The following is a 24,333-nucleotide window of genomic DNA, read 5'->3' on the forward strand; positions in this document are numbered from 1 at the left end:
TTCGCTCACCGTTGCGAGGTCCCGTATATTACGTTTTCCTCATTCAGAGTCAAGTGATTATTTTCGCTTTTCTCTGTTGGCGTTCATCTCTGAACCCCGCTAACCCGGCGGCCTGTAAGCCGTTGTTCCGTGTCAGTGGAGGCGCATTATAGGGAGTTCTCAGACGTTGACAACCCCTCTTTAAAAAAAAACTTTCAACCGTCTCTTTTTTGCTCAAAACCGTGCTATAGCGCCAGTTTTTCGAGCGTTTCAAAGCCATAACGGCGTAAAACGGGTAAAAGTTGTTCAGTTTCTTTTGTTAACGCCATACAAAACGCGATATTCGCATCCGTAGATTTCGCATCCGGGGCTTCATGCTCCAGCAACCAGGCCGTACGACGGGCAATAGCCGCTCCGGAATCCACCAGGCGTGTCCCCTCCGGCAGCACCTCTAATAACTCTTCATGGAGTAGCGGGAAGTGGGTACAGCCCAACACAACGGTATCCGGGGGTTCAGGCATCCGCAGCCACGGACGAAGAATACGACGCAGCTCGTCGAGTGATACCGCCTTGCCATGCAGCTTCGCTTCCGCCATCTCTACCAGCTCAGCCGAACCGAGCATCGCAATCTGGCATTCGTTGGCGAAACGGTCGATCAGCTCGCGGGTATAAGGACGCTTTACCGTACCTCGCGTGGCCAGCAGGCCCACAATGCCGTTCGCCGTCAGACGCGCGGCAGGCTTTATTGCCGGGACGACGCCCACAACCGGGAACTGGAATTTTTCACGCAGGGCGGGAAGAGAAACGGTGCTCGCCGTATTACACGCGATAACGGCCAGCGCAAGGGGATAACGCTGTTGTACCGCAGTGACGATTTCCACCACGCGCTCGACAATAAAATCTTCGCTCTTTTCCCCATACGGGAAAGCGACGTTATCGAAGGCGTAGATGTAATGGAGATCCGGCAGGAGATGCCGAATCTCATCATAGACCGAAAGCCCACCGACGCCGGAATCAAACACCAGCACGGTAGGGCGCGGATTAGAAGGTGTAGCTGCCAGACAAGGTGTATTCCCGTCCTGCAGTTTGGTAGCCATAAACTGTCTCGTAATCTTTATCGAACAGGTTGGCTATTTTACCACGAACTGTAAGGTGTGAGGTGACAGGATACGAAACTGCGACCTCCCACAGGCTTACACCGCCCATTTTTACTTTCTCAGACGGGTAAGTACCAAAGTCAGTGTCGTAACGCGTACCGAGATAGTGATAAGTCAGGCTCCAGTCGAAATCATAGATCTGCGTGTCGAGCTGATATTTCACCTGCTGCTTAGCACGACGATCCAGAAGTTCGTTGGTTGCGGCATTTCGGGCATCCACGTAGTCATAGCCAACAGTATGCGTCAACGGACCCGTATCAAACGATGCTGTCGCCTCCACGCCTTTAATGCGCGCTTTACCGACGTTGTAATATTGCTGAAGGTTATTATCGAAGTCGATGAGATTATCAACGTCATTACGGTAGCCGGATACGCGCCAGCTCACGCCCGCCGTCAGGCCTTCAAACGCACCTTCCCACTGCTTGCTCTCTTCTGGATCAAGATGGTCATTGCCATAGAAACCGTAGAGTTGACCCAGATTCGGTGCCTTATAGGCCGTACCATAAGAAGCAACGAAACGGTAACCCTCCACGAACTCCCAGGCCGCACTGCTTTGCCAGGTGCCATGACGACCGAACTGAGAGTTATCATCGCTGCGAACCGCCCCTTCCAGGGTGAAGTCACCAAACTGCTGCAGCCCGGTCAGGTAGACGCCGGTGTTACGCAGGTCGTAGCCGTTGGTCACGTAGTTTGTACCCGGCTCGGTGCTCTGCTTCTGCCAGTCAACGCCCGCGCCAATGTTCCCATGGCCAACATCAACGGAGTTGAGCCACTGGACGTTGTACTGTTTGATTTCATCCAGCGTGGCTGTCGAATCGTAGCGGCCTAAATTTGGGTCGTAGTTATAGTCCTTGCTGTGGCTATAGCTGGTGAGCAGCTGCGAATGGAAGATGTCATCGTTGAAGCGCAATCCTGCATCCCAGGTCTGGCTATAGAGCTGGCGGGTATCGACCAGTACGTCAGGGGTAAAGGAGCTGTAGTAGCCGTCGTAGGCCGTACGGTTGCTGTAGCCAAAGCCGCGAACAAAACCGCTCCACTGGTCTGAGAATGCGTGATCCAGTGCGCCGTAGAGCGTTTTATTCATAAAACCGTCGCGATCGGTCTGGGCAAGGCCACCATTGTTGCCGTCCGCAACCACATCAAACCCTTTGGTATAGGTGTAATCACCCGCAAGCGTGACGCGCGTGCTGTCACCCAGTGTTTGCTGAGTACTGCCGCCATAATTCTGATAGCCGTGTGAGCCTACGCCAGCATTCAGCGTGGTACCGTCCTTCGCACGAGTAGTAATAATGTTTACGACACCACCAATCGCGTCTGAGCCGTATACCGCCGAACGCGGTCCACGAACATATTCGATTCGCTGCACCAGGGAGATTGGGAACTGGCTGAGATCGGACGACCCCGTGACGCCCGCCTGGTTAAGGCGGATCCCATCAACAAGGATCAGGACGTGGCTGGAGTTGGTGCCACGGATAAAGAGAGAGGAGAGTTGCCCCATCCCACCACTTTGCGCCGTATCCACGCCGGGCAGGCGACGCATAACGTCCAGCACCGAGGTTGACTGCCAACGGTCAATATCGGCACGCGTCACAACCGAGGTTGCTGCCAGAATAGTTTTTTCAGGTTGTTCAAAACGATTTGCCGTCACCACCAACGAGTCTGCGCTATCCTGCGCCCAGCCCGAAAATGCCGTGACGGACAACGCCGTCAGCAGCGATACTTTTTTAATCATTGTTAAAGCATCCACAATATAAGAAGGATGCCGCAGGCCTCATCGATAGCACGCGATGATGAAACCAAATGCGACGTGATCCCGGCAGGTCTTCGGGCTAGGTGGCTATATAAGGATGAAGACTTCCCATTTTCACAGTGTCTACAACGCTCATCCCGCCAGTCTTTACCGCTGCGCGTCAGCTCCAGATTTACACTGGATTCCCTTTTCACTCTCAGGAGACCGGAAACAGAATGCTACAATTAGACACGTATGGATGTCCAGACAGCTATTGGCCATTAACTCTGGACATCCCCTGAACAATGCCTACAATCGCCGCGTAATTCTTTATCACTCAGGACGCATCATGACCCCAGAACACCTCCCGACAGAACAGTACGACGCGCAGCTGGCAGAGAAAGTCGTCCGCCTGCAAAGTATGATGACGCCTTTCAACGCGCCCGTTCCCGAGGTGTTCCGCTCTCCTGTCAGCCACTACCGCATGCGTGCAGAGTTCCGCATCTGGCACGACGGTGACGACCTGTACCACATCATTTTCGATCAGCAGACGAAATCCCGCATTCGCGTGGACAGCTTCCCGGCAGCGAGCGAGCTTATCAATCAGCTGATGACGCTGATCGTTGAAGGCGTGCGTAACAACCCGGTGCTGCGCCACAAGCTGTTCCAGATTGACTACCTGACCACGCAAAGCAATCAGGCCATTGTCTCACTGCTGTATCACAAAGCCCTGAACGACGAGTGGCGCGAGCAGGCCGAAGCCCTGCGTGATGCGCTGCGTGCGCAGAACATCAACGTTCACCTGATTGGCCGTGCGACAAAAACCAAAATCATGCTGGATCAGGACTACGTCGACGAGCGCCTGCCGGTGGCGGGTAAAGAGATGGTCTATCGTCAGGTGGAGAACAGTTTTACCCAGCCGAATGCCGCGATGAACGTGCAGATGCTGGAGTGGGCGCTGAAGGCGACGGAAGAGTCTAAGGGCGATCTGCTTGAACTCTACTGCGGTAACGGCAACTTCTCGCTGGCACTGGCGCGTAACTTCGAGCGCGTTCTGGCAACCGAAATCGCCAAACCGTCGGTGGCCGCCGCGCAGTACAACATTGCCGCCAACCATATCGACAACGTGCAGATCATTCGTATGGCCGCAGAAGAGTTCACGCAGGCAATGAACGGCGTACGCCAGTTTAACCGTCTGGAAGGAATCGATCTGAAGAGCTACCAGTGTGAGACGATTTTTGTCGACCCGCCGCGTAGTGGCCTGGACAGCGAAACCGAGAAGATGGTGCAGGCGTACCCGCGTATTTTGTACATCTCCTGTAACCCGGAGACTCTGTGCAAAAACCTGGAAACGTTAGGCCAGACGCACAAGGTTGAACGTCTGGCGCTGTTCGATCAGTTCCCGTATACGCACCATATGGAGTGCGGCGTACTGCTCACGGCGAAGTAATGTGGCCTTGTAGGGCAGGTAAGCGAAGCGCCACCTGCCAAAAAAGCCGGATGGCGCTTCGCTTATCCGGCCTACAATGACAAAAACCTTTACTCCGGTAACTGGCTCTTACGGCTACGCATGCGCGAGCCAATCCAGAACACCAGCGCAACAGACAGTACCGCAGGGAAGAAGTTAGAGCCGATATCCGGATACTCCGCGCGCACCACCGTGCTGTACAGCAATACGCCCAGAATAAAGCAGGCGGCGGCCAGCCCCGGTAACCCCACCGGCATGGTGCGGTTCAGGTAGCGTTGATGCAGGCAGTACACCGTCAGCACCAGCGCAATCAGCGGGAAAATCGAAAACGGCACGATGGAGCTAAAAATAGCGGCGAACGTACCATTAATGGATAAGCCAGCGATCAATGCCAGCAACAGCGTCCCTTTATCCTGACCTGACTGTTTCATTACTCACCTTCACTCTTCGGTTTGATGTGCCAGTTTCTCTTGTTCACGGCGATACCAGTAGTACGCGCCTTTGGAGATCATCCTGAGCTGCAATACCAGTCGCTCTTCAAGCTGCTTGCGTTGTTCAATGCTGACATCCAGCGCTTCGGCACCTGCGCTGAAAACAATCGTCACCATCGCCTCGGCCTGTGCTTCGGTAAACGCACGCGGCATATGGTTTTCGAGTTCAAGATAGTCGGCAAGTTCCGCGATGAAGTGCTGAATTTCGCGCGCGACGGCGGCACGAAACGCCGCCGACGTGCCCGAACGCTCGCGCAGAAGCAGACGAAACGCGTTGGGGTTATTGCCGATAAATTCCATAAAGGTCGACACGGAGGTACGGATCACGCTGCCCCCTTTGGCGATACGCTGACGCGCCTGGCGCATCAGCTGGCGCAGCATCAAACCGCTCTCGTCGACCATGGTCAGGCCCAGTTCATCCACATCACGGAAGTGACGATAGAAGGACGTTGGCGCAATCCCGGCCTCGCGTGCAACCTCGCGCAGGCTCAAACTGGCAAAACTTCGCTCAGCACTCAGTTGACTGAATGCGGCTTCCACCAGCGAACGCCGGGTTTTCTCTTTTTGTTGTGCTCTTACGCCCATCACGATAGTTGAATCCTTCCAAAGGCCTGATGGCACTATACCAGAGAATAAAATTAATCTGTTTGCCTGGCTTTGTGAATGATTGTTTACGTGCGGTTTGTGCTCCACTGCCGGAAAAAAGCACAACGATAATTGGGTTACTCTGGCAATGATGTTATGATTCTGTTGCTTTTATGTATAAGAACAGGTAAGCCTTACCATGCCACATTCCTACGATTACGACGCAATAGTTATTGGTTCCGGCCCCGGCGGCGAAGGTGCTGCTATGGGTCTGGTGAAACAGGGAGCCAGAGTAGCGGTCATTGAGCGCTACCATAATGTCGGCGGCGGTTGCACCCACTGGGGCACCATCCCTTCGAAAGCCCTCCGCCACGCCGTTAGCCGCATTATCGAATTTAACCAGAATCCTCTTTACAGCGACCACTCCCGACTTCTTCGTTCCTCTTTTGCCGACATCCTGAATCACGCGGATACCGTCATTAACCAGCAGACGCGCATGCGTCAGGGGTTTTATGAGCGTAACCACTGTGAAATTTTGCAGGGCAACGCGCATTTTGTGGATGAACACACCCTGGCACTCGAATGCCACGACGGATCGGTTGAAACCATCACCGCTGAAAAATTTGTGATTGCCTGCGGTTCACGCCCGTACCATCCGGCCGACGTGGACTTCTCGCACCCGCGCGTCTACGACAGCGACTCGATTCTGAGCCTGCACCATGAACCCCGCCACGTCATTATCTATGGCGCAGGGGTCATTGGTTGCGAATATGCGTCGATCTTCCGCGGAATGGACGTCAAAGTTGACCTGATCAACACTCGCGACCGCCTGCTGGCCTTCCTCGATCAGGAGATGTCGGACTCCCTCTCCTACCACTTCTGGAACAGCGGCGTCGTGATTCGTCACAACGAAGAATACGAGAAGATCGAAGGCTGTGACGACGGGGTGATCATGCACCTGAAGTCCGGCAAGAAGCTGAAAGCGGACTGCCTCCTGTACGCCAACGGCCGTACCGGCAACACCGATTCCCTGCAGCTGGAAAATATCGGGCTTGAAACCGACAGCCGCGGTCAGCTGAAGGTCAACAGCATGTATCAGACCGCCCTGCCGCACGTTTACGCGGTCGGCGACGTGATTGGCTACCCAAGCCTGGCCTCCGCCGCTTACGACCAGGGACGCATTGCGGCTCAGGCGCTGGTGAAGGGCGAAGCGACGGCGCATCTGATTGAAGATATCCCGACGGGTATCTACACCATCCCGGAAATCAGCTCAGTCGGCAAAACCGAGCAGCAGCTGACGTCAATGAAGGTGCCTTACGAGGTGGGTCGTGCGCAGTTTAAACATCTGGCGCGGGCGCAAATCGTGGGGATGAGCGTGGGTACGCTGAAAATTCTGTTCCATCGCGAGACGAAAGAGATCCTTGGGATTCACTGCTTTGGTGAACGCGCCGCGGAAATCATTCATATCGGCCAGGCGATCATGGAGCAGAAAGGTGGTGGTAACACCATTGAGTACTTCGTCAACACCACCTTTAACTACCCGACCATGGCGGAAGCCTATCGGGTAGCCGCGCTGAACGGCTTAAACCGCCTGTTTTAACGCGCTGTCAAAATGGCCATCCATCGCACCGCGGATGGCCTCTGCCAGCTGCTCATAGCGGCTGCGCAGCGGTGAACCCGGGCGATAAACCAGGCCAATCGTACGACGCGGCTCTGGCTTAATGCACGGCAAGTAGACCACGCCATCACGCTTACGCTCGTGCGGCACCGCCAGCGCAGGCAGCAGCGTAATACCGCTTCCCGCCGCGACCATATTTCGCAGGGTTTCCAGGCTGGTTGCGCGGAAGTGGGTATCTTCATCAGCACCCGCTTCGAAACAGAAGCCCATCGCCTGGTCGCGCAGGCAGTGGCCATCTTCCAGCATCAGCAGCTTTTCACCCGCCAGATCGGCCATCGGCACGCGATCGCGGTTCGCCCACGGGTGATCTTCATAGATCGCCAGCATCATCGGCTCATCGAACAACGGCACTTCAATAAAGGCCTCACTCTCTTTTACCAGTGCCAGAATGGCGCAGTCGAGCTTGCCGCTGTCCAACTGCGCCAGCAGCTGATGCGTCTGCGCTTCGTGCAGGTACATTTCGAGTTTCGGGAACGTCTGGTGCAGCATCGGAATGATGTGCGGTAGCAGGTACGGGCCAACGGTTGGGATCAGGCCAATATGCAGCGGGCCGGACATCGCCTCCCCCTGCTGGCTTGCCATTTCCTTGAGCACTTTGACCTCGCGCAGCACGGTGCGCGCCTGATCCACCAGCAGAAGACCTGCCTGTGTGAACAGAACCTTACGACTGGTGCGCTCCAGCAGCATCACGCCCAGCTCGTCTTCAAGCTTGCGGATCTGGCCGCTCAGCGTGGGCTGGCTGACGTGGCAGGAATCTGCCGCGCGGCGAAAGTGACGATGCTCGGCTAACGCTACCAGGTATTCAAGATCACGAATATTCATTATTCATCCTCCGTCGCCACGATAGTTCAAGGCGATAGATAGCATAGCAACGAACGATTATCCCTATCAAGCATTCTGTTGAATAATACACCACATAGACGAGGCGGCACGTGTTTACCCTTGACGTCCCCGCACCGTCAGCGAGTTTCTCTCAAAACTCGAACAACTAAAGCCAACGTGAACTTTTGCGGACCCCGTGGTCCGCTTTTTTTTGCGTAAAAAAGCCCAACTCAGGGTTGGGCTGGGGTTTGTCGGGTAAGACGAAGCCGCCACCCGACGTTTCAGGCATCAAATCAGGCGGTTTTTCGCCTCCGCAATTGCCTGCGCCACCTGCTTAGGCGACACGCCGCCTTTCGCCGCACGCTTGTCGAGGCAGGACTGCAGCGCCAGTATCGGATAGACGTCATCCCCGATAACCGCACTGAATTTCTGTAGATCGGCCAGCGCCAGATCTTCCAGCGGTTTACCCTGACGAATGGCTTCCACTACCGCTTCACCGACAATATGGTGCGCTTCACGGAACGGTACGCCCTTCGCCACCAGATAATCCGCCAGCTCGGTCGCGTTCGCATAGCCCTGCTGCGCCGCTTCCTGACAGCGCGGACGCTTCACCTGAATGCCGTCCAGCACCAGCGCGCCCATATGCAGACAGTCGAGCCAGGTGTCGAGCGCGTCGAACAGCCCTTCTTTGTCTTCCTGCATATCTTTGTTGTACGCCAGCGGCAGCCCTTTCAGGGTCATCATCATGCCGGTCAGCGCGCCCTGCACGCGGCCACATTTCCCGCGGATCAGCTCCAGCGCGTCCGGGTTTTTCTTCTGCGGCATCAGGGATGAGCCTGACGTCACGCGATCGGACAGCTCAACGAAGCCCGCTTCACCGGAGTTAAAGAAGATCAGATCTTCGGCAAAGCGCGACAGGTGCACCATCCCGATAGAGGCATTGGAGAGCAACTCCAGCACGTGGTCACGGTCAGAGACGCTGTCCAGGCTGTTACGGGTGGCGGAGGCAAAGCCCAGCCAGCCTGCCAGCTGTTCACGGTCGATTTCGTAAGCGGTACCCGCCAGCGCGCCGCTGCCCAGCGGGCTGACGTCCAGACGCTTCAGGGTATCCTGCAGACGGCTTTCGTCACGCGCCAGCATCTCAACGTAGGCCAGACACCAGTGCGCAAAGGTCACCGGCTGCGCGCGCTGCAGGTGGGTATAACCCGGCATCACCGCGTCCTGATTGTTCTGTGCGGTCTCCACCAGCGCGGTCTGCAGCTGACGGTTAGCCGCCAGCAGCTCCGCGACGGTATCTTTACACCACAGCTTCAGGTCGGTGGCGACCTGGTCGTTACGGCTACGCCCGGTGTGGAGCTTTTTACCCAACTGACCGACTTTGTCGATCAGTTTGCCTTCCACCCAGCTGTGAATATCTTCGGCATCGCTCTGCAGAATTTGCTGCGGATCCAGACGCACTTCTTCCAGCAGATTGTTCAGCGCCTCTTCCAGCTGCTGCTGTTCGTCTGCGGTCAGTACGCCAACGGTCACCAGCGCTTTGGACCAGGCCACAGAGCCGACAATATCCTGTTCGGCCAGGCGGTAGTCGAAGCGCAAAGAGTCGTTGAACTGTTTGAACCGCTGATCCGCTGCCTGTGTAAAACGCCCACCCCAAAGTGCCATAACGAATTTCCTTAATGATGATATTTTTGCCCGGTGGCGCTGCGCTTACCGGGCCTACACAATTCACGTAGGCCGGATAAGCGAAGCGCCATCCGGCACAGAATCTTAAGCCAGAATACGCGTGCCAATCGGCGTGCCGTTAAACAGCGCCGGCAATTGCTCCGCGTGACGCCAGGAGGCGATATCAACCGGACGGCCCAGCGTGCGCGCCGCATCCAGCGCGGCGTTCACTTTGACGATCATGCCGTCGGTGATGATGCCCTGCGCAATCAGCTGCTCGGCTTTTGCCGCAGTCATTTCCGCAATGCGCTGGCCTTTACCGTCCAGAATGCCGCTCACGTCGGAGAGCAGGATCAGGTCCGCACCCAGCGTTGCCGCCAGTGCAGTTGCCGCCTGGTCAGCGTTAACGTTCATCAGCTCGCCCTCTTCGGTCACGCCGATAGAGCTCACCACCGGCAGGAAACCGCCTTCCAGCAACGTGTTAATCAGCTTAGGCGAACCCGGCTGCGCCAGTCCAACGTGACCGAGCGCTTCGTCGAGCTGGGTCACTTTTACGCTGTCGCCATCGCCCAGATAGAGGCCAACGGAGGCAATGTGGTGTTTCTTCGCCCAGGACAGCAGGGTTTTGTTCGCCGTACCCGCCAGCGCACCGGTGATAATGTCAATCTGATCCGCAGGCGTCACGCGCAGGCCGTTCTTCTTGATCACCGGCAGGTTGAGCCCTTTCATCAGCTCATCCACCACGCAGCCGCCGCCGTGCACAATCACCAGCGGACGTTGGTGTGATTCGCGATAGTTCACCAGCGCGGTAAACAGACGCTCCAGCGCTTCTTCGCTGTCCAGCAGTACACCACCGAGTTTGATAATTAATGGGTTCATCATCACACCTTAAATAAGAGCCTGCGTTTCCGGGAAACCGAAACGAATATTTGCACACTGCATTGCCTGAGCGGCAGCGCCTTTCAGTAAGTTATCTTCTGCGGCCACCACGATGAGATGCTCACCCTGCACGGCAAAGCCGATGTCGCAGAACGGCAGGCCGACCACATTTTTCAGCGCCGGCACGCCTTTGTCGTACAGGCGCACCAGCGGTTTGTCCGCATACGCCTGCGTGAAGACCTCATTCACCTGCTCTTTGGTCACGCCAGGCTTCAGGCGGCAGGTAATGGTTTCGAGGATCCCACGCGGGAAGCTGCCCAGATGCGGCGTGAAAATCACGTCAGCGCCCAGATGGGTGGTGATTTCAGGATGATGGCGATGATTAAACACGCCATACGGCTGAAGGCTCACTTCGCAGAAGCTGTTGGAGATGGCGGCCTTGCGCCCTGCTCCGCTCACGCCGCTGGTGGCGTTGATCACCGGCCACTGGTTCAGATCCAGCAGCCCGGCGTCGATCAGCGGCTTCAGGGAAAGCTGTGCCGCCGTCGGGTAGCAGCCCGGGACAGCAATCAGATCCGCTTCTTTCAGTTTATCTGCGCTCCACTCCGCCAGGCCGTACACCGCTTTTTCAAGCAGATCCGGATGCTGATGGGTGAAACCGTAATATTTTTCGTAGAACGCGCCGTCGTTAACGCGGAACGCGCCGGAGAGGTCGAAGACCACGCATCCGGCTGCCAGAAACTGCGGCGCCAGGTCGTGGCTGACCTCGTGCGCGGTGGCTAAAAACACCACGTCGACGCCGTCGGTAAACTCGCTGATGTCAGACATGGGCTGCAAAGGCAGATCGACCAGGCCCTTAAGCTGCGGATGCAAATCGGAAATTAACTTTCCTGCATCATTGCTTTGCGCTGACACGGTCAAAGCGGTTATGGTCATATGTGGATGGCGATTCACGTAGCTTACAAGCTCTGCGCCCGCATAACCGCTAGCGCCTACAATCAGCGTATTCAACATCGGGTTCCTTTATGCTCAACGTTAATGTATTTTTATTCACATTTATTGCATGAATATTGATACTATCACGACCTAAGGTGTGTCAACAATGAAAATGAACTTACCGCCATTTATCGAGATCTACCGCGCCCTGATTGCCACACCGTCCATCAGCGCAACGGAAGAAGCGCTGGATCAGAGCAATGAGTCTTTAATCAATCTGCTGGCGGGTTGGTTTAGCGATCTTGGGTTTAACGTTGAGGTTCAGCCCGTCCCCGGCACTCGTCACAAATTTAACCTGCTCGCCAGTACCGGAACCGGTGCGGGCGGCCTGCTGCTGGCCGGTCACACCGACACCGTGCCGTTTGACGATGGCCGCTGGACGCGCGATCCGTTCACCCTGACCGAGCACGACAACAAGCTCTACGGTCTGGGCACCGCAGACATGAAAGGCTTCTTCGCCTTTATCCTCGACGCGCTGCGTGACGTGGACGTGACGAAGCTGAAAAAACCGCTCTACATTCTGGCGACCGCCGATGAAGAAACCAGCATGGCGGGCGCGCGCTACTTCTCAGAAAACACGTCGATTCGTCCGGATTGCGCGATCATCGGCGAGCCGACGTCTCTGCAACCGATTCGCGCGCATAAAGGCCATATCTCTACCGCCGTGCGCGTGCTCGGCCAGTCCGGCCACTCCAGCGATCCGGCGCGCGGCGTCAACGCCATTGAGCTGATGCATGACGCCATCGGCCGCATCATGACCCTGCGCGACGATCTGAAAGAGCGTTACCACTATGAGGCGTTCACCGTGCCGTATCCAACGCTCAATCTCGGCAGCCTGCACGGCGGTGATGCCTCGAACCGTATCTGCGCCTGCTGCGAGCTGCACATGGACATCCGACCGCTGCCGGGCATGACCCTGAGCGATCTGGATGGTTTACTGAACGAAGCGCTGGCCCCGGTGAGTGAGCGCTGGCCGGGCCGTCTGACGGTCTCGGAACTGCACCCGCCGATCCCGGGTTATGAATGCCCGCCGGACCATCAGCTGGTCGAAGTGGTGGAAAAGCTGCTCGGTGAAAAGACTGACGTGGTGAACTACTGCACCGAAGCACCGTTTATTCAGACGCTGTGCCCGACGCTGGTTCTTGGCCCTGGCTCCATCAACCAGGCGCACCAGCCGGATGAGTATCTTGAAACCCGCTTTATCAAGCCCACCCGCGAACTGATTACCCAGGTTGTACATCATTTCTGCTGGCATTAATGACCTTTCCCCTCTCGGAAGAGAGGGGAAAATCCCGCGATCTCCGTCACATTTCCATAAGCATCTCTTATCTGACGCAATGCGAATTAAATTTCGTAAATTGCCCACATTTATTCGTTTGCTGAACCGTTTTCGCAGCAATTGACGACGGGGGTTTTACGTGGCTTTATAAAGGGAGATGACAAAATAATGTCCAGAAGATTTTCGCCTGGGCATAAACAAAAATGATGGGGTGACTGGGTTTTTATGAACGAACAATATTCCGCGTTGCGTAGTAATGTCAGTATGCTCGGCAAAGTGCTTGGAGATACCATCAAAGATGCGTTGGGGGAGAACATCCTCGACCGCGTTGAAACCATCCGCAAGCTGTCTAAATCTTCCCGTGCCGGTAACGAGGCCAGTCGTCAGGAGCTGCTCACCACCTTGCAGAACCTCTCGAACGACGAGCTGCTGCCCGTTGCACGCGCATTCAGCCAGTTCCTGAACCTGGCAAATACCGCTGAGCAATACCACAGCATTTCGCCAAACGGCGAAGCGGCCAGCAACCCGGAAGTCATTGCCCGCACCCTTCGTAAACTGAAAGACCAGCCAGACCTCAACGAAGCCACCATCAAAAAAGCGGTGGAGTCACTTTCGCTGGAGCTGGTACTGACCGCTCACCCAACCGAGATCACCCGTCGCACCCTGATCCACAAAATGGTGGAAGTGAACAACTGCCTGAAGCAGCTGGATAACAAAGACATTGCCGACTATGAACGCAACCAGCTGATGCGCCGCCTGCGCCAGCTGATTGCTCAGTCCTGGCACACCGATGAAATTCGTAAGCATCGCCCAAGCCCGGTCGACGAAGCTAAATGGGGCTTTGCGGTGGTGGAAAACAGCCTGTGGGAAGGGGTACCGAACTACCTGCGCGAGCTGAACGAACAGCTGGAAGCGAACCTGGGCTACCGTCTGCCGGTCGACTTTGTGCCGGTCCGCTTTACCTCCTGGATGGGCGGCGACCGCGACGGCAACCCAAACGTCACCGCAGAAATCACCCGTCACGTCCTGCTGCTGAGCCGCTGGAAAGCGACCGATCTGTTCCTGAAAGACATTCAGGTGCTGATCTCCGAGCTGTCGATGGTAGAAGCGACGCCGGAACTGCGCGCGCTGGCCGGTGAAGAAGGCGCCAGCGAGCCGTACCGTTTCCTGATGAAAAAACTGCGTGGTCAGCTGATGGCCACTCAGGCCTGGCTGGAAGCGCGCCTGAAAGGCCAGCGTCTGCCAAAACCAGAAGGCCTGCTCAGCCAGAACGAGCAGCTCTGGGAGCCGCTGTACGCCTGTTATAAATCACTCCAGGCGTGCGGGATGGGCATTATCGCCAACGGCGAACTGCTCGACACCCTGCGTCGCGTGAAGTGTTTCGGCGTGCCGCTGGTGCGTATCGACGTGCGTCAGGAAAGTACCCGTCATACCGAAGCGCTGGGCGAGCTGACCCGCTACCTCGGCATCGGCGACTATGAAAGCTGGTCCGAAGCCGACAAACAGGCGTTCCTGATCCGCGAGCTGAACTCCAAGCGCCCGCTGCTGCCGCGCAACTGGGAGCCAAGCAACGATACCCGCGAAGTGCTCAACACCTGTAAAGCGATCGTGGACGCACCGAAAGGATCGGTGGCCGCCTATGTGATCTCCATGGCGAAAACCCCGTCCGACGTGCTGGGCGTTCATCTTCTGCTGAAAGAAGCGGGCATCGACTACGCCCTGCCGGTCGCCCCGCTGTTTGAGACCCTCGATGACCTGAACAACGCCAACGACGTGATGAGCCAGCTGCTGAACATCGACTGGTATCGCGGCTTTATTCAGGGCAAACAGATGGTGATGATCGGCTATTCCGACTCCGCAAAAGATGCGGGCGTGATGGCGGCATCCTGGGCGCAGTATCAGGCGCAGGATGCACTGATCAAAACCTGCGAAAAAGCCGGTATCGAGCTGACCCTGTTCCACGGACGCGGTGGCTCAATTGGCCGTGGCGGCGCGCCAGCACACGCGGCACTGCTGTCACAGCCACCGGGAAGCCTGAAAGGCGGCCTGCGCGTGACCGAGCAGGGCGAGATGATCCGCTTCAAATACGGCCTGCCGGAAGTGACCATCAGCAGCCTGTCGCTTTATACCAGCGCGATCCTGGAAGCCAACCTGCTGCCACCGCCGGAGCCGAAAGCCTCCTGGTGCCACATCATGGACGAGCTGTCGGCTATCTCCTGCGATCTGTACCGCGGCTACGTGCGTGAAAACAAAGATTTCGTGCCTTACTTCCGTTCAGCCACGCCTGAGCAGGAGCTGGGTAAACTTCCGCTGGGCTCGCGTCCTGCCAAGCGTCGTCCGACCGGCGGCGTTGAATCCCTGCGTGCAATCCCGTGGATCTTTGCCTGGACGCAGAACCGCTTAATGCTGCCCGCCTGGCTGGGTGCCGGTGCCGCACTGCAAAAAGTGGTGGAAGACGGTAAACAGAGCGAGCTGGAAACCATGTGCCGCGACTGGCCGTTCTTCTCTACCCGTCTGGGAATGCTGGAGATGGTCTTCTCGAAAGCCGACCTGTGGCTGGCGGAATACTACGATCAGCGCCTGGTGAAGCCCGAGCTGTGGGCGCTGGGCAAAGAGCTGCGCGAACTGCTGGAAGGCGACATCAAAGTGGTGCTGGACATCGCTAACGACTCACACCTGATGGCGGACCTGCCGTGGATTGCCGAGTCTATCCAGCTGCGTAACATCTACACCGACCCGCTGAACGTCCTGCAGGCAGAGCTGCTGCACCGTTCGCGTCTGGCAGAAGAAGAAGGGAAAGAGCCGGATCCACGCGTTGAACAGGCGCTGATGGTGACGATTGCGGGCGTTGCGGCGGGTATGCGTAACACCGGCTAATGCTTTACGCCCGGCGGCGCTGCGCTTGCACGGGCCTACGATAAGTAGGCCGGGTAAGCGTTAGCGCCACCCGGCAAATTTCGGTAGTCTCCTTATGCATTCCGATATCACCCAGATTTTGACAGACCTGGTGAACCGCACGTTACCGCTGGGTCAGATTCATTTCTCAGCGCTGGCTGAACAGCATCCCCGAACCTCTCCCTGCCTCGGCATTACCCTTGACACACCCTGCGAGGCGATTTTTTCTTTTTTTGGACAAATTACGCATCCTGCGCCTCACGCCCTGAGCATACATTTCGGTAAGCAGCAGCTTACAATCGAGTTACAGCATGACAATGTGCTCTTACAACAACTCCAGGTTGCCCGACGTGGTCCGCGAACGGGGGCTTTTCTTCTGCAAACGCTCACCGAATTACAGATGCAGCCAGAAGAGCAGGACACAGCAAGGCTGGTGGTTTTAAGCCTGCTCAGCCACTGCCGGGATCTGCTTGGAAGCGAAATTCACACCGACAGCCGCAGCCGGGCACTGTTCGAAGCCGTTCGGAGCTATATCGAAGAAAATTATGCCTCTTTGTTAACTCGCGAATCCGTGGCACAGGCGTTCTACATCTCACCAAACTACCTTTCCCATCTATTCCAGAAAGTCGGCAGCGTCGGATTCAATGAATATTTAACAAAAACGCGCCTGGAACATGCGCGTCAGCTGCTGAAAGGCTACGATCTCAAAATTAAAGATATCGCCACACGCTGTGGATTTACGGACAGCAACTACTTTTGCCGTCTCTTTCGCAAGCACACCGAACGTTCCCCTTCCGAATATCGACGCCAGTACCACAGCCAGCTGATCGCCAAAAAGTAGCATTGTGATCGCTCTCTCACTTCGCCAAGGACATTACATTTGTCCAGTATTTGGCAAAATTGACCTGTATTCGCCGCGCCTGGGTGCGCCGTATCCTTTATTCAACCTTTCTGACTTAAGGAAAAATAATGGAACTGTACCTGGATACCGCCAACGTGGCGGAAGTTGAACGCCTGGCGCGCATTTTTCCCATTGCGGGCGTCACCACCAACCCGAGCATCATTGCCGCCAGCCGTGAATCCATCTGGGACGTGCTGCCGCGCCTGCAACAAGCCATCGGGCCGGAAGGCACGCTGTTTGCTCAAACCATGAGCCGCGATGCCGAAGGCATGGTGGCAGAAGCCAAACGTCTGAGTAACGCCATTCCGGGCATTGTGGTGAAAATCCCGGTGACGGCTCAGGGACTTATCGCAATTAAGGCCTTGAAAAAAGAGGGGATAACCACCCTGGGCACCGCCGTTTACAGCGCGGCGCAGGGCCTGCTCGCCGCACTCGCAGGGGCGAAATATGTCGCGCCGTACGTCAACCGCGTCGACGCGCAGGGCGGTGACGGCATTCGCATGGTTCAGGAACTGCAGTCCCTGCTGGAGCTGCACGCGCCGGGCAGTAAAGTACTGGCCGCCAGCTTCAAAACGCCGCGTCAGGCGCTCGACTGCCTGTTGGCAGGATGTGAAGCAATCACGCTTCCCTTAGACGTAGCGCAACATATGCTCGGTACGCCGGCGGTAGAGTCAGCCATAGAGAAGTTCGAGCAGGACTGGAAAAACGCGTTTGGTAACCTCAACCTCTAAGGGAGAACTGTTATGGACCGTATCATTCAATCGCCGGGGAAATATATCCAGGGCGCGGATGTGCTGACCCGTCTCGGCGACTATCTGAAACCCCTGGCAAACCGCTGGCTGGTCGTCGGCGATAAGTTTGTGCTGGGTTTTGCCGAAGAGACCCTGCGCCAGAGTTTTAAAAAAGCCGAACTGCATGCCGAAATTGCGCCGTTTGGCGGCGAATGTTCGCAAAATGAAATCGATCGTCTGAAAAAGCTGGCCGACAGCGCCGACTGCCTGGCAGTACTGGGTATTGGTGGCGGTAAAACGCTGGATACCGCGAAAGCCCTGGCTCACTTTATGGACGTGCCGGTCGCCATTGCGCCGACTATCGCGTCCACCGACGCGCCGTGCAGCGCCCTTTCCGTCATTTACACCGACAGCGGCGAGTTCGATCGCTACCTGATGCTGCCGCACAACCCGAACATGGTCATTGTGGATACGAAAGTGGTTGCAGGTGCGCCTGCACGTCTGCTGGCCGCCGGGATTGGCGACGCGCTGGCGACCTGGTTTGAAGCACGCGCCTGCTCGCGCAGCGGCGCGACCACTATGGCCGGGGGTAAATGCACACAGGCGGCATTAGCGCTCGCCGAGCTGTGCTACAACACGCTGGTTGAAGAGGGTGAAAAAGCGATGCTGGCGGCGGAACAGCATGTGGTGACGCCTGCTCTGGAACGCATTATCGAAGCCAACACCTATCTCAGCGGCGTCGGCTTTGAAAGTGGCGGGCTGGCGGCGGCACACGCTATTCATAACGGCATGACGGCGGTGCCGGACGCGCATCACTTCTATCATGGGGAGAAAGTGGCGTTTGGTACGCTGACGCAGCTGGTGCTGGAAAACGCGCCGGTAGAAGAAATTGAGACCGTCGCGGCGCTTTGCCACAGCGTAGGGCTGCCGATCACCCTGGCACAGCTGAACATCAAAGAGGATATTCCGGCCAAAATGCGTCTGATTGCCGAAGCCTCATGTGCGGAAGGAGAAACGATCCACAACATGCCGGGGGGCGTCACGCCGGATCAGGTTTATGCGGCGCTGCTGGTAGCAGACCAGTATGGACAACGATTCCTGCAGGAGTGGGAGTAATAAAAAAGCCGGGTGGCGCTGCGCTTACCCGGCCTACATGGCACTTTAATTTCCAGGCCGGGTAAGGCGTAGCCGCACCCGGCACACTGGCTACTTCACGTCAAACCGATCCAGATCCATGACCTTCGCCCAGGCGGCAACGAAGTCGCGGACAAACTTCTCATGCGCATCATCGCTGGCGTAAACCTCGGCCAGCGCGCGCAGGACGGCGTTAGAGCCGAAGACCAGATCGGCGCGGGTGGCGGTATATTTCACTTCACCGCTGGTGCGATCGCTTCCGGCAAACAGCTCATTGGACTCATCGGTCGCCTTCCACTGCGTGTTCATATCCAGCAGGTTCACGAAGAAATCAGTGCTCAGCACGCCCTCACGGTTGGTGAACACGCCGTTCTTGCTGCCATCAAAGTTGGCACCCAGTACGCGCAGGCCGCCGATCAGCACCGTCAGTTCTGGCGCAGTCAGCGTCAGCTGTTGGGCTTTATCAATCAGCAGAGACTCCGTGGTGGACACATCCACCTGCGCACGGTAGTTGCGGAAACCATCGGCAATCGGTTCGAGCAGGTTAAACATCTCGATATCCGTCTGATCCTGACGCGCATCAACGCGGCCCGGCGTGAACGGTACGGTGACATACACACCTGCCGCTTTTGCGGCCTGCTCAACGCCTACCGCGCCCGCCAGCACGATAATATCGGCCAGAGAGGCTTTGTTGGTGGTGCGCTGGATAGCTTCCAGGGCTGGCAGCGCGCGAACCGCCGCAGCGTTCACGTCCCAGTCGCGCTGAGGCGCCAGCGCCAGACGCGCGCCGTTGGCACCGCCACGCTTATCGCCACCGCGGAAGGTCGAGGCTGACGCCCAGGCAACAGAAACCAGTTCGCTCACGGAGAGACCAGAGGCAGCGATTTCCGCCTTCAGGCTTTCAATGTCTTCTTTCGTCGGATTGAACACCGCCTGCGGCAGCGGGTCCTGCCAAATCAGATCTTCTTTCGGCACTTCCGGGCCAAGGTAACGCGATTTTGGCCCCATATCGCGGTGGGTCAGCTTGAACCAGGCACGCGCGAAGGCTTCGTTGAAAGCCTGCGGGTCGTTCAGGAAGCGGCGGGAAATCTTCTCGAATTCCGGGTCGAAGCGCAGCGTCAGGTCGGTGACCAGCATGGTAGGCTTGCGTTTTTTCGACGGGTCGAACGGATCGGGCATGATTTCCGGCGCATCCACGGCTTCAAACTGAATCGCCCCTGCCGGACTGCGGGTCTGTACCCATTCGTATTTGAACAGGTTCTCGAAGAAGTAGTTGCTCCACTGGGTCGGGGTTTGTGACCAGATGACCTCCAGCCCGGAAGTAATGGCGTCTGCGCCAACCCCCGTGCCGTGCGTGCTGGCCCAGCCCAGGCCCTGTGCTTCAATCGGTGAGGCTTCGGGGTCGGTACCCACGTGGGTGGCTTCACCCGCGCCGTGAGTCTTGCCGAGGGTGTGGCCGCCTGCAATCAGCGCGACGGTCTCTTCATCGTTCATGCCCATGTTGCCGAAGGTCGCACGAATCGCTGCCGCCGCTGACAGCGGTTCACCGCTGGCGTTCGGCCCTTCCGGGTTCACGTAGATCAGGCCCATTTCGGTGGCTGCCAGAGGACGCTTAGCCAGCGCTTCCGGGTCGCGGTGGGTCAGCCAGGCTTTTTCATCACCCCAGTTCACGTCAAGATCCGGTTCCCAGACGTCTTCACGCCCGGCACCAAAACCAAAGGTACGGAAGCCGGAGTTCTCCAGTGCCACGTTACCCGCGAGGATAAACAGGTCGGCCCAGGAGATTTTTTGTCCGTATTTTTTCTTGATAGGCCACAGCAGACGGCGCGCTTTATCCAGGCTTACGTTATCCGGCCAGGAGTTCAGTGGCGCAAAGCGCTGTTGACCGCGTCCTGCCCCACCGCGCCCGTCCACGGAGCGATAGGTACCCGCACCGTGCCACGCCATACGGATAAACAGGCCCGCATAGCTGCCCCAGTCGGCAGGCCACCACGGTTGAGAGTCGGTTAAAAGTGCTTTGAGGTCGCCTTTAAGGGCAGAGTAATCAAGCTTGCTGAATTCTTTGCGGTAGTCGAAGTCTTCACCCAGCGGGTTCGAACGATTGGAATGTTGGTTAAGAAGATCGATGCGGAGTTGTTTTGGCCACCAGTCGCGGCTGCCTGTACCTGCGCCCGCGCTGTGATCGACGCCGCCCTGATGGAACGGGCATTTGCCGACTGATGCCGCTTTATTGGTCTCGTCTGACGTGCTCATCGCTATGCTCCCTTTTACAGTGTTACCGTTACGATATACACCACTAGCAATAAGTTATAGTTGAATTAATCCACAGATTCGATAGCTGATACCTTTTAACTTTTTACCCTGTTAAAAAGCCCTCTATTTAAGAGGGCTTTTGGTGTTTTACGCGGGGCGAACGCCCAGAGTATGGCAGATGGCATAGCTCATCTCCGCGCGGTTTAGCGTGTAGAAGTGGAAGTCTTTCACCCCTTCACGGCTTAAGATTTTCACCATGTCCATCGCGATATTGGCCCCCACCAGCTTGCGGGTTTCCGGGTCATCATCCAGACCTTCGTACATTTTGGACATCCACAGCGGAATGCGCACGTTGGTCATATCGGCGAATTTCTTCGCCTGTTTGAAGTTAGAGACCGGCAGAATGCCCGGGATAATTTCAACGTCGATGCCCGCGGAGACGCAGCGGTCACGGAAGCGCAGGTAGCTTTCGACATCAAAGAAGAACTGGGTAATGGCGCGGTTGGCACCGGCCTCCACTTTACGCTTGAGGTTAAGCAGATCCGCCTGGGCGCTTTTCGCTTCCGGGTGAACCTCAGGGTAAGCAGCCACGGAGATATCGAAATCTGCCACCTCTTTCAGCAGCCCGACCAGGTCGGCCGCATACATCTCTGGCTTGCCGCTGCCGGGCGGGAGGTCGCCGCGCAGTGCGACAATATGACGGATGCCGTTATTCCAGTAGTCCTGGGCGATGGCACGCAGCTCGTCGCGGGTAGCGTCGATACAGGTGAGGTGCGGCGCCGCTTCCAGACCGGTACGATCTTTGATGCCTTTAATGATGCTGTGCGTACGGTCACGCTCGCCAGAGTTCGCACCGTAGGTCACGGAGACAAACTTTGGTTTCAGGCTGCTGAGACGATCGATAGAGCTCCACAGGGTTTGCTCCATTTCACTGGTGCGCGGCGGGAAAAATTCAAAAGAGACGTTAATCTGACCGTTTACTTCGGCCAGGCTCTGGTTCAGTGCTTCCCGCTGGTTGGCGTGAAAAAAGCTCATACCCTACCCCTATCAATCGCGTGTCATTGTCTGTTGTTTAGTGAACTTCTATACGTTTAGACGTCCAGATGTAAAAATGACGGAAAAGCGGAGGGACGTCAATAGAAATAATCAACAATAACGGTGAGGTTTGCTCAGGGAAGATGAGGGAAATTCATGATGGGGGTGAGTGCATCAGACTGCACTCACCCTAACCCTCTCCCACAAGGAGAGGGAAATTGAGTTTTTACAGCAGCTTAGCCAGACGGTTGATGTCGGACTGGATTGCCCCAGCGGTGACGTCGCGCCCGGCGCCCGGACCGCGGATCACCAGCGGGTTATCGCGGTACCAGCGGCTTTCGATGGCGAAGACGTTATCGCATGGCAGCAGCGCCGCCAGCGGATGTTCAGGACGCACCGCCTCGACACCGACGCGCGCTTTTCCGTTGGCCTCAAAACGTGCCACGTAGCGCAGCACCAGCCCCATCTCGTTCGCCGCTTCCAGACGCTGCACCATCTGCTCGTTAAGCTCTTCACCATTTTCAAAGAAATGATCCACAGAACCCTCTTCACAGCCGGCAGGCACCAGCGACTCGACGCGGACGGAATCCGGCTCGATGTCATAACCGGCTTCGCGCGCCAGGATCACCAGCTTGCGCATCACGTCTTTACCGGAGAGGTCAACGCGCGGATCGGGTTCCGTTAAGCCCTGCTGCCACGCCTGATCCACCAGGTCGGTGAACGGTACGGTGCCGTCGAACTGCAGGAACAGCCAGGAGAGCGTACCGGAGAAGATACCGCTCAGCGCCAGAATGCTGTCACCGCTTTCAATCAGGTCGCGCACGGTGTGGTTTACCGGCAGGCCCGCGCCCACGGTGGCGTTATACAGCCAGTGACGGCCGGTTTTTTCAAACGCGTCGTGGATCTGGCGGTATTTATCGGTGCTGCTTGCCCCTGCCAGTTTGTTCGCACTGATGACGTGGAAACCGTGGCTGGCGAAATCAAGATACTGATCGGCAAGCTGTTCGCTGGCGGTCACGTCCAGCACCACCAGATCGTCGTACGGGTGCGCGCGCATCCACAGGAACAGCGACTCTTCATCCTGCTCGACGGCTTCATCATTAAAGAAGGCAAGCGCGCGGCTGGCATCCAGCCCTTCGTAGTTCAGCAGGCTGCGGCGGCTGTCCACCACACCTGCGAGAATGAATTCGAACCCGGTACGCGCCGAGAGCGTGACCTGTTCGCGGGCGAACAGCTCCAGCCAGCGGGAACCGATGTTGCCTTTACCAAACAGCACCAGGCCGATGCGTTTTTCCGCGCGGAACAGAGAGGTATGCAGACCCTGAATCAGGCTTTCGGTTGGCCCTTTGCGCAGAACGGCAACCAGGCTGATGCCCTCTTCCGACTGCCAGGTGAACTCCACCGGCTGGCCTTTCAGCTGCTGCCAGAAGCGGTGGCAGTGCAGCGGGTTACGGGTGACGCCCGCGCCCACCATCGCCACCAGCGCCAGCCCCTGACGCAGGCGAAGCTCGCCCGGCAGGCCCGCTTCATCCAGAATTTTCAGCGCGCTGTCCGCCACTTCTGCGGTATAGCAGAACTGCAGCAGCTGGCGGTCATTATGCACACCCACGGCCAGCGGACGCACCTGGGCGCGTTTCAGGATCGTGTCGATCTCTTTATGTGCCAGCCTGAAGTCCTGGCCCGCAGGAACCTGGAACTCAATCAGGCAGATGTCGTCGTGGCTCGTAACAATACGCGCCCCGGTACCGGAGGCCAGCACGCGCTCAATGCGCGTGGAGCCTTGATCCGGGGTGTAGCTGCAGCGCAGCTGCAGGTCAATATCGCTACCGGAAACCGGCTGCAGCGTACGGGCGTGCAGCACCGGTGCCGCCAGACGCGCCAGCTCGCTGGCTTCATCCAGGCGCAGCAGCGGCAGCAGGCAGGCATCTTTTACTTTGCGCGGGTCCGCGCTATAAACACCGGCCACGTCGCTCCAGATGGTGACGCGGGACACGCCCGCCAAAGCACCGATTTGCGTCGCCGAGTAGTCGGAGCCGTTACGGCCCAGCAGCACGGTTTCACCCGCGTTGCTGCGGCTGATAAAGCCGGTAACCACAATGCGTTTGCCCGGGTGCTGCACCAGCAGCTGCTGCAGCAGCGGGTAGGACAGGCCTTCATCCACCTGCGGCTGCGCGGCGCGTTCGGCACGCAGGAAATCACGCGCGTCAAGCCAGGCGGCGTCCACGCCCAGGTGTTGCAGAACCGCAGCCATCAGGCGCGCGGACCATACTTCACCGTGGCCCACCACTTCGGCATACACCGCATCGGTAATGCCGCTGTCCAGCAGGGCAGCCAGACGCTCAAGATCGTGCGTGAAGGCGCTGATCAGCCCGTCCGCCACGTCCGCAGGCAGCAGGCCGGCAATCAATTCGCTCTGATAGCGACGTAATGACTGTTGCACCTGATGCGCAGAAAGGCGATCGGTCTGGCTCAGTTTCAGCCAGCTAATCAACTGGTTGGTGGTGCTGCCCGCCGCCGAGACAACCATCATGTCACCCGGCTGTGAATATTCCGTCATGATCCCTGCGACGCGCAGGTAACATTTCACATCAGCAAGACTACTACCACCAAACTTGTGCAGCTGACGACCCTTCGCCCCTGCCTGCGCTATCACACTCAT

General features: G+C 57.2%; 18 protein-coding genes and 1 riboswitch. Of the genes, 7 read left to right on the forward strand and 11 right to left on the reverse strand.

The window, feature by feature from the left end; translation table 11 throughout:
- Positions 1 to 224: 224 nt before the first annotated feature.
- The gene (gene murI / locus B498_RS08985) at positions 225 to 1,076 is read right to left on the reverse strand and encodes a glutamate racemase (RefSeq protein WP_008501780.1); all 852 of its coding nucleotides are present in this window, start codon (positions 1,074 to 1,076) and stop codon (positions 225 to 227) included.
- Positions 1,021 to 2,868 (reverse strand): TonB-dependent vitamin B12 receptor BtuB, encoded by a 1,848-nt coding sequence (gene btuB, locus B498_RS08980; protein ID WP_008501781.1) that lies wholly within the window; start codon positions 2,866 to 2,868, stop codon positions 1,021 to 1,023. Before btuB ends, murI begins: the two co-directional genes overlap by 56 nt.
- A gap of 65 nt (positions 2,869 to 2,933) precedes the next feature.
- A riboswitch (cobalamin riboswitch) is annotated at positions 2,934 to 3,110 on the reverse strand.
- A 104-nt stretch (positions 3,111 to 3,214) separates the two neighbouring features.
- On the opposite strand from btuB, the gene trmA reads away from it, so the two are divergent.
- Positions 3,215 to 4,315, forward strand: a complete 1,101-nt coding sequence (trmA, locus tag B498_RS08975) for a tRNA (uridine(54)-C5)-methyltransferase TrmA (protein WP_008501782.1) — start codon at positions 3,215 to 3,217, stop codon at positions 4,313 to 4,315.
- An 89-nt stretch (positions 4,316 to 4,404) separates the two neighbouring features.
- On the opposite strand, the gene B498_RS08970 is transcribed toward trmA, so the two are convergent.
- A complete protein-coding gene (locus B498_RS08970) occupies positions 4,405 to 4,764 on the reverse strand; it encodes a YijD family membrane protein (RefSeq protein WP_008501783.1) in 360 nt (119 codons plus the stop codon).
- Between the two features lie 9 nt (positions 4,765 to 4,773).
- Entirely contained in the window at positions 4,774 to 5,412 is a 639-nt protein-coding gene (gene fabR, locus B498_RS08965) for an HTH-type transcriptional repressor FabR (protein WP_008501784.1), read from the reverse strand.
- Between the two features lie 196 nt (positions 5,413 to 5,608).
- On the opposite strand from fabR, the gene sthA reads away from it, so the two are divergent.
- A complete protein-coding gene (sthA, locus tag B498_RS08960) occupies positions 5,609 to 7,009 on the forward strand; it encodes a Si-specific NAD(P)(+) transhydrogenase (RefSeq protein WP_008501785.1) in 1,401 nt (466 codons plus the stop codon).
- On the opposite strand, the gene oxyR is transcribed toward sthA, so the two are convergent.
- The 4 genes from oxyR to argC all read right to left on the reverse strand — a co-directional run bounded on the left by oxyR (position 6,992) and on the right by argC (position 11,464).
- Positions 6,992 to 7,909 (reverse strand): DNA-binding transcriptional regulator OxyR, encoded by a 918-nt coding sequence (gene oxyR / locus B498_RS08955; RefSeq protein WP_008501786.1) that lies wholly within the window; start codon positions 7,907 to 7,909, stop codon positions 6,992 to 6,994. The genes sthA and oxyR overlap by 18 nt on opposite strands.
- Positions 7,910 to 8,197: 288 nt before the next feature.
- Entirely contained in the window at positions 8,198 to 9,571 is a 1,374-nt protein-coding gene (gene argH / locus B498_RS08950) for an argininosuccinate lyase (RefSeq protein ID WP_008501787.1), read from the reverse strand.
- 105 nt (positions 9,572 to 9,676) lie between these two features.
- Positions 9,677 to 10,453 (reverse strand): acetylglutamate kinase, encoded by a 777-nt coding sequence (argB, locus tag B498_RS08945; protein WP_086538377.1) that lies wholly within the window; start codon positions 10,451 to 10,453, stop codon positions 9,677 to 9,679.
- A 6-nt stretch (positions 10,454 to 10,459) separates the two neighbouring features.
- A complete protein-coding gene (gene argC / locus B498_RS08940; protein WP_008501789.1) occupies positions 10,460 to 11,464 on the reverse strand; it encodes an N-acetyl-gamma-glutamyl-phosphate reductase in 1,005 nt (334 codons plus the stop codon).
- A gap of 88 nt (positions 11,465 to 11,552) precedes the next feature.
- Between argC and argE the strand changes: the two genes are divergently transcribed.
- The 5 genes from argE to gldA all read left to right on the forward strand — a co-directional run bounded on the left by argE (position 11,553) and on the right by gldA (position 18,368).
- Positions 11,553 to 12,704, forward strand: a complete 1,152-nt coding sequence (argE, locus tag B498_RS08935; RefSeq protein WP_008501790.1) for an acetylornithine deacetylase — start codon at positions 11,553 to 11,555, stop codon at positions 12,702 to 12,704.
- 246 nt (positions 12,705 to 12,950) lie between these two features.
- The gene (gene ppc / locus B498_RS08930; RefSeq protein WP_008501791.1) at positions 12,951 to 15,602 is read left to right on the forward strand and encodes a phosphoenolpyruvate carboxylase; all 2,652 of its coding nucleotides are present in this window, start codon (positions 12,951 to 12,953) and stop codon (positions 15,600 to 15,602) included.
- Positions 15,603 to 15,696: 94 nt separating this feature from the next.
- Positions 15,697 to 16,461 carry a helix-turn-helix transcriptional regulator gene (locus B498_RS08925; protein ID WP_008501792.1) on the forward strand — a complete coding sequence of 255 codons (765 nt, stop codon included), beginning with the start codon at positions 15,697 to 15,699 and terminating at the stop codon, positions 16,459 to 16,461.
- 128 nt (positions 16,462 to 16,589) lie between these two features.
- On the forward strand, positions 16,590 to 17,252 hold the full coding sequence (gene fsa / locus B498_RS08920; protein WP_008501793.1) for a fructose-6-phosphate aldolase: 663 nt from the start codon (positions 16,590 to 16,592) through the stop codon (positions 17,250 to 17,252).
- Positions 17,253 to 17,264: 12 nt separating this feature from the next.
- On the forward strand, positions 17,265 to 18,368 hold the full coding sequence (gldA, locus tag B498_RS08915; protein WP_008501794.1) for a bifunctional L-1,2-propanediol dehydrogenase/glycerol dehydrogenase: 1,104 nt from the start codon (positions 17,265 to 17,267) through the stop codon (positions 18,366 to 18,368).
- Between the two features lie 90 nt (positions 18,369 to 18,458).
- Here the strand turns inward: gldA and katG are convergent, their stop codons facing one another.
- The 3 genes from katG to B498_RS08900 form a co-directional block, all read right to left on the reverse strand.
- A complete protein-coding gene (katG, locus tag B498_RS08910; RefSeq protein WP_008501795.1) occupies positions 18,459 to 20,639 on the reverse strand; it encodes a catalase/peroxidase HPI in 2,181 nt (726 codons plus the stop codon).
- A 147-nt stretch (positions 20,640 to 20,786) separates the two neighbouring features.
- Positions 20,787 to 21,674: a methylenetetrahydrofolate reductase gene (gene metF / locus B498_RS08905; protein ID WP_008501796.1), complete on the reverse strand. Its 888-nt coding sequence runs from the start codon at positions 21,672 to 21,674 to the stop codon at positions 20,787 to 20,789.
- A gap of 226 nt (positions 21,675 to 21,900) precedes the next feature.
- Positions 21,901 to 24,333 carry a bifunctional aspartate kinase/homoserine dehydrogenase II gene (locus B498_RS08900; protein WP_008501797.1) on the reverse strand — a complete coding sequence of 811 codons (2,433 nt, stop codon included), beginning with the start codon at positions 24,331 to 24,333 and terminating at the stop codon, positions 21,901 to 21,903.

It is taken from the genome of Enterobacter sp. SST3 (assembly GCF_000286655.1).
Taxonomy (GTDB): Bacteria; Pseudomonadota; Gammaproteobacteria; order Enterobacterales; family Enterobacteriaceae; genus Enterobacter; species Enterobacter roggenkampii.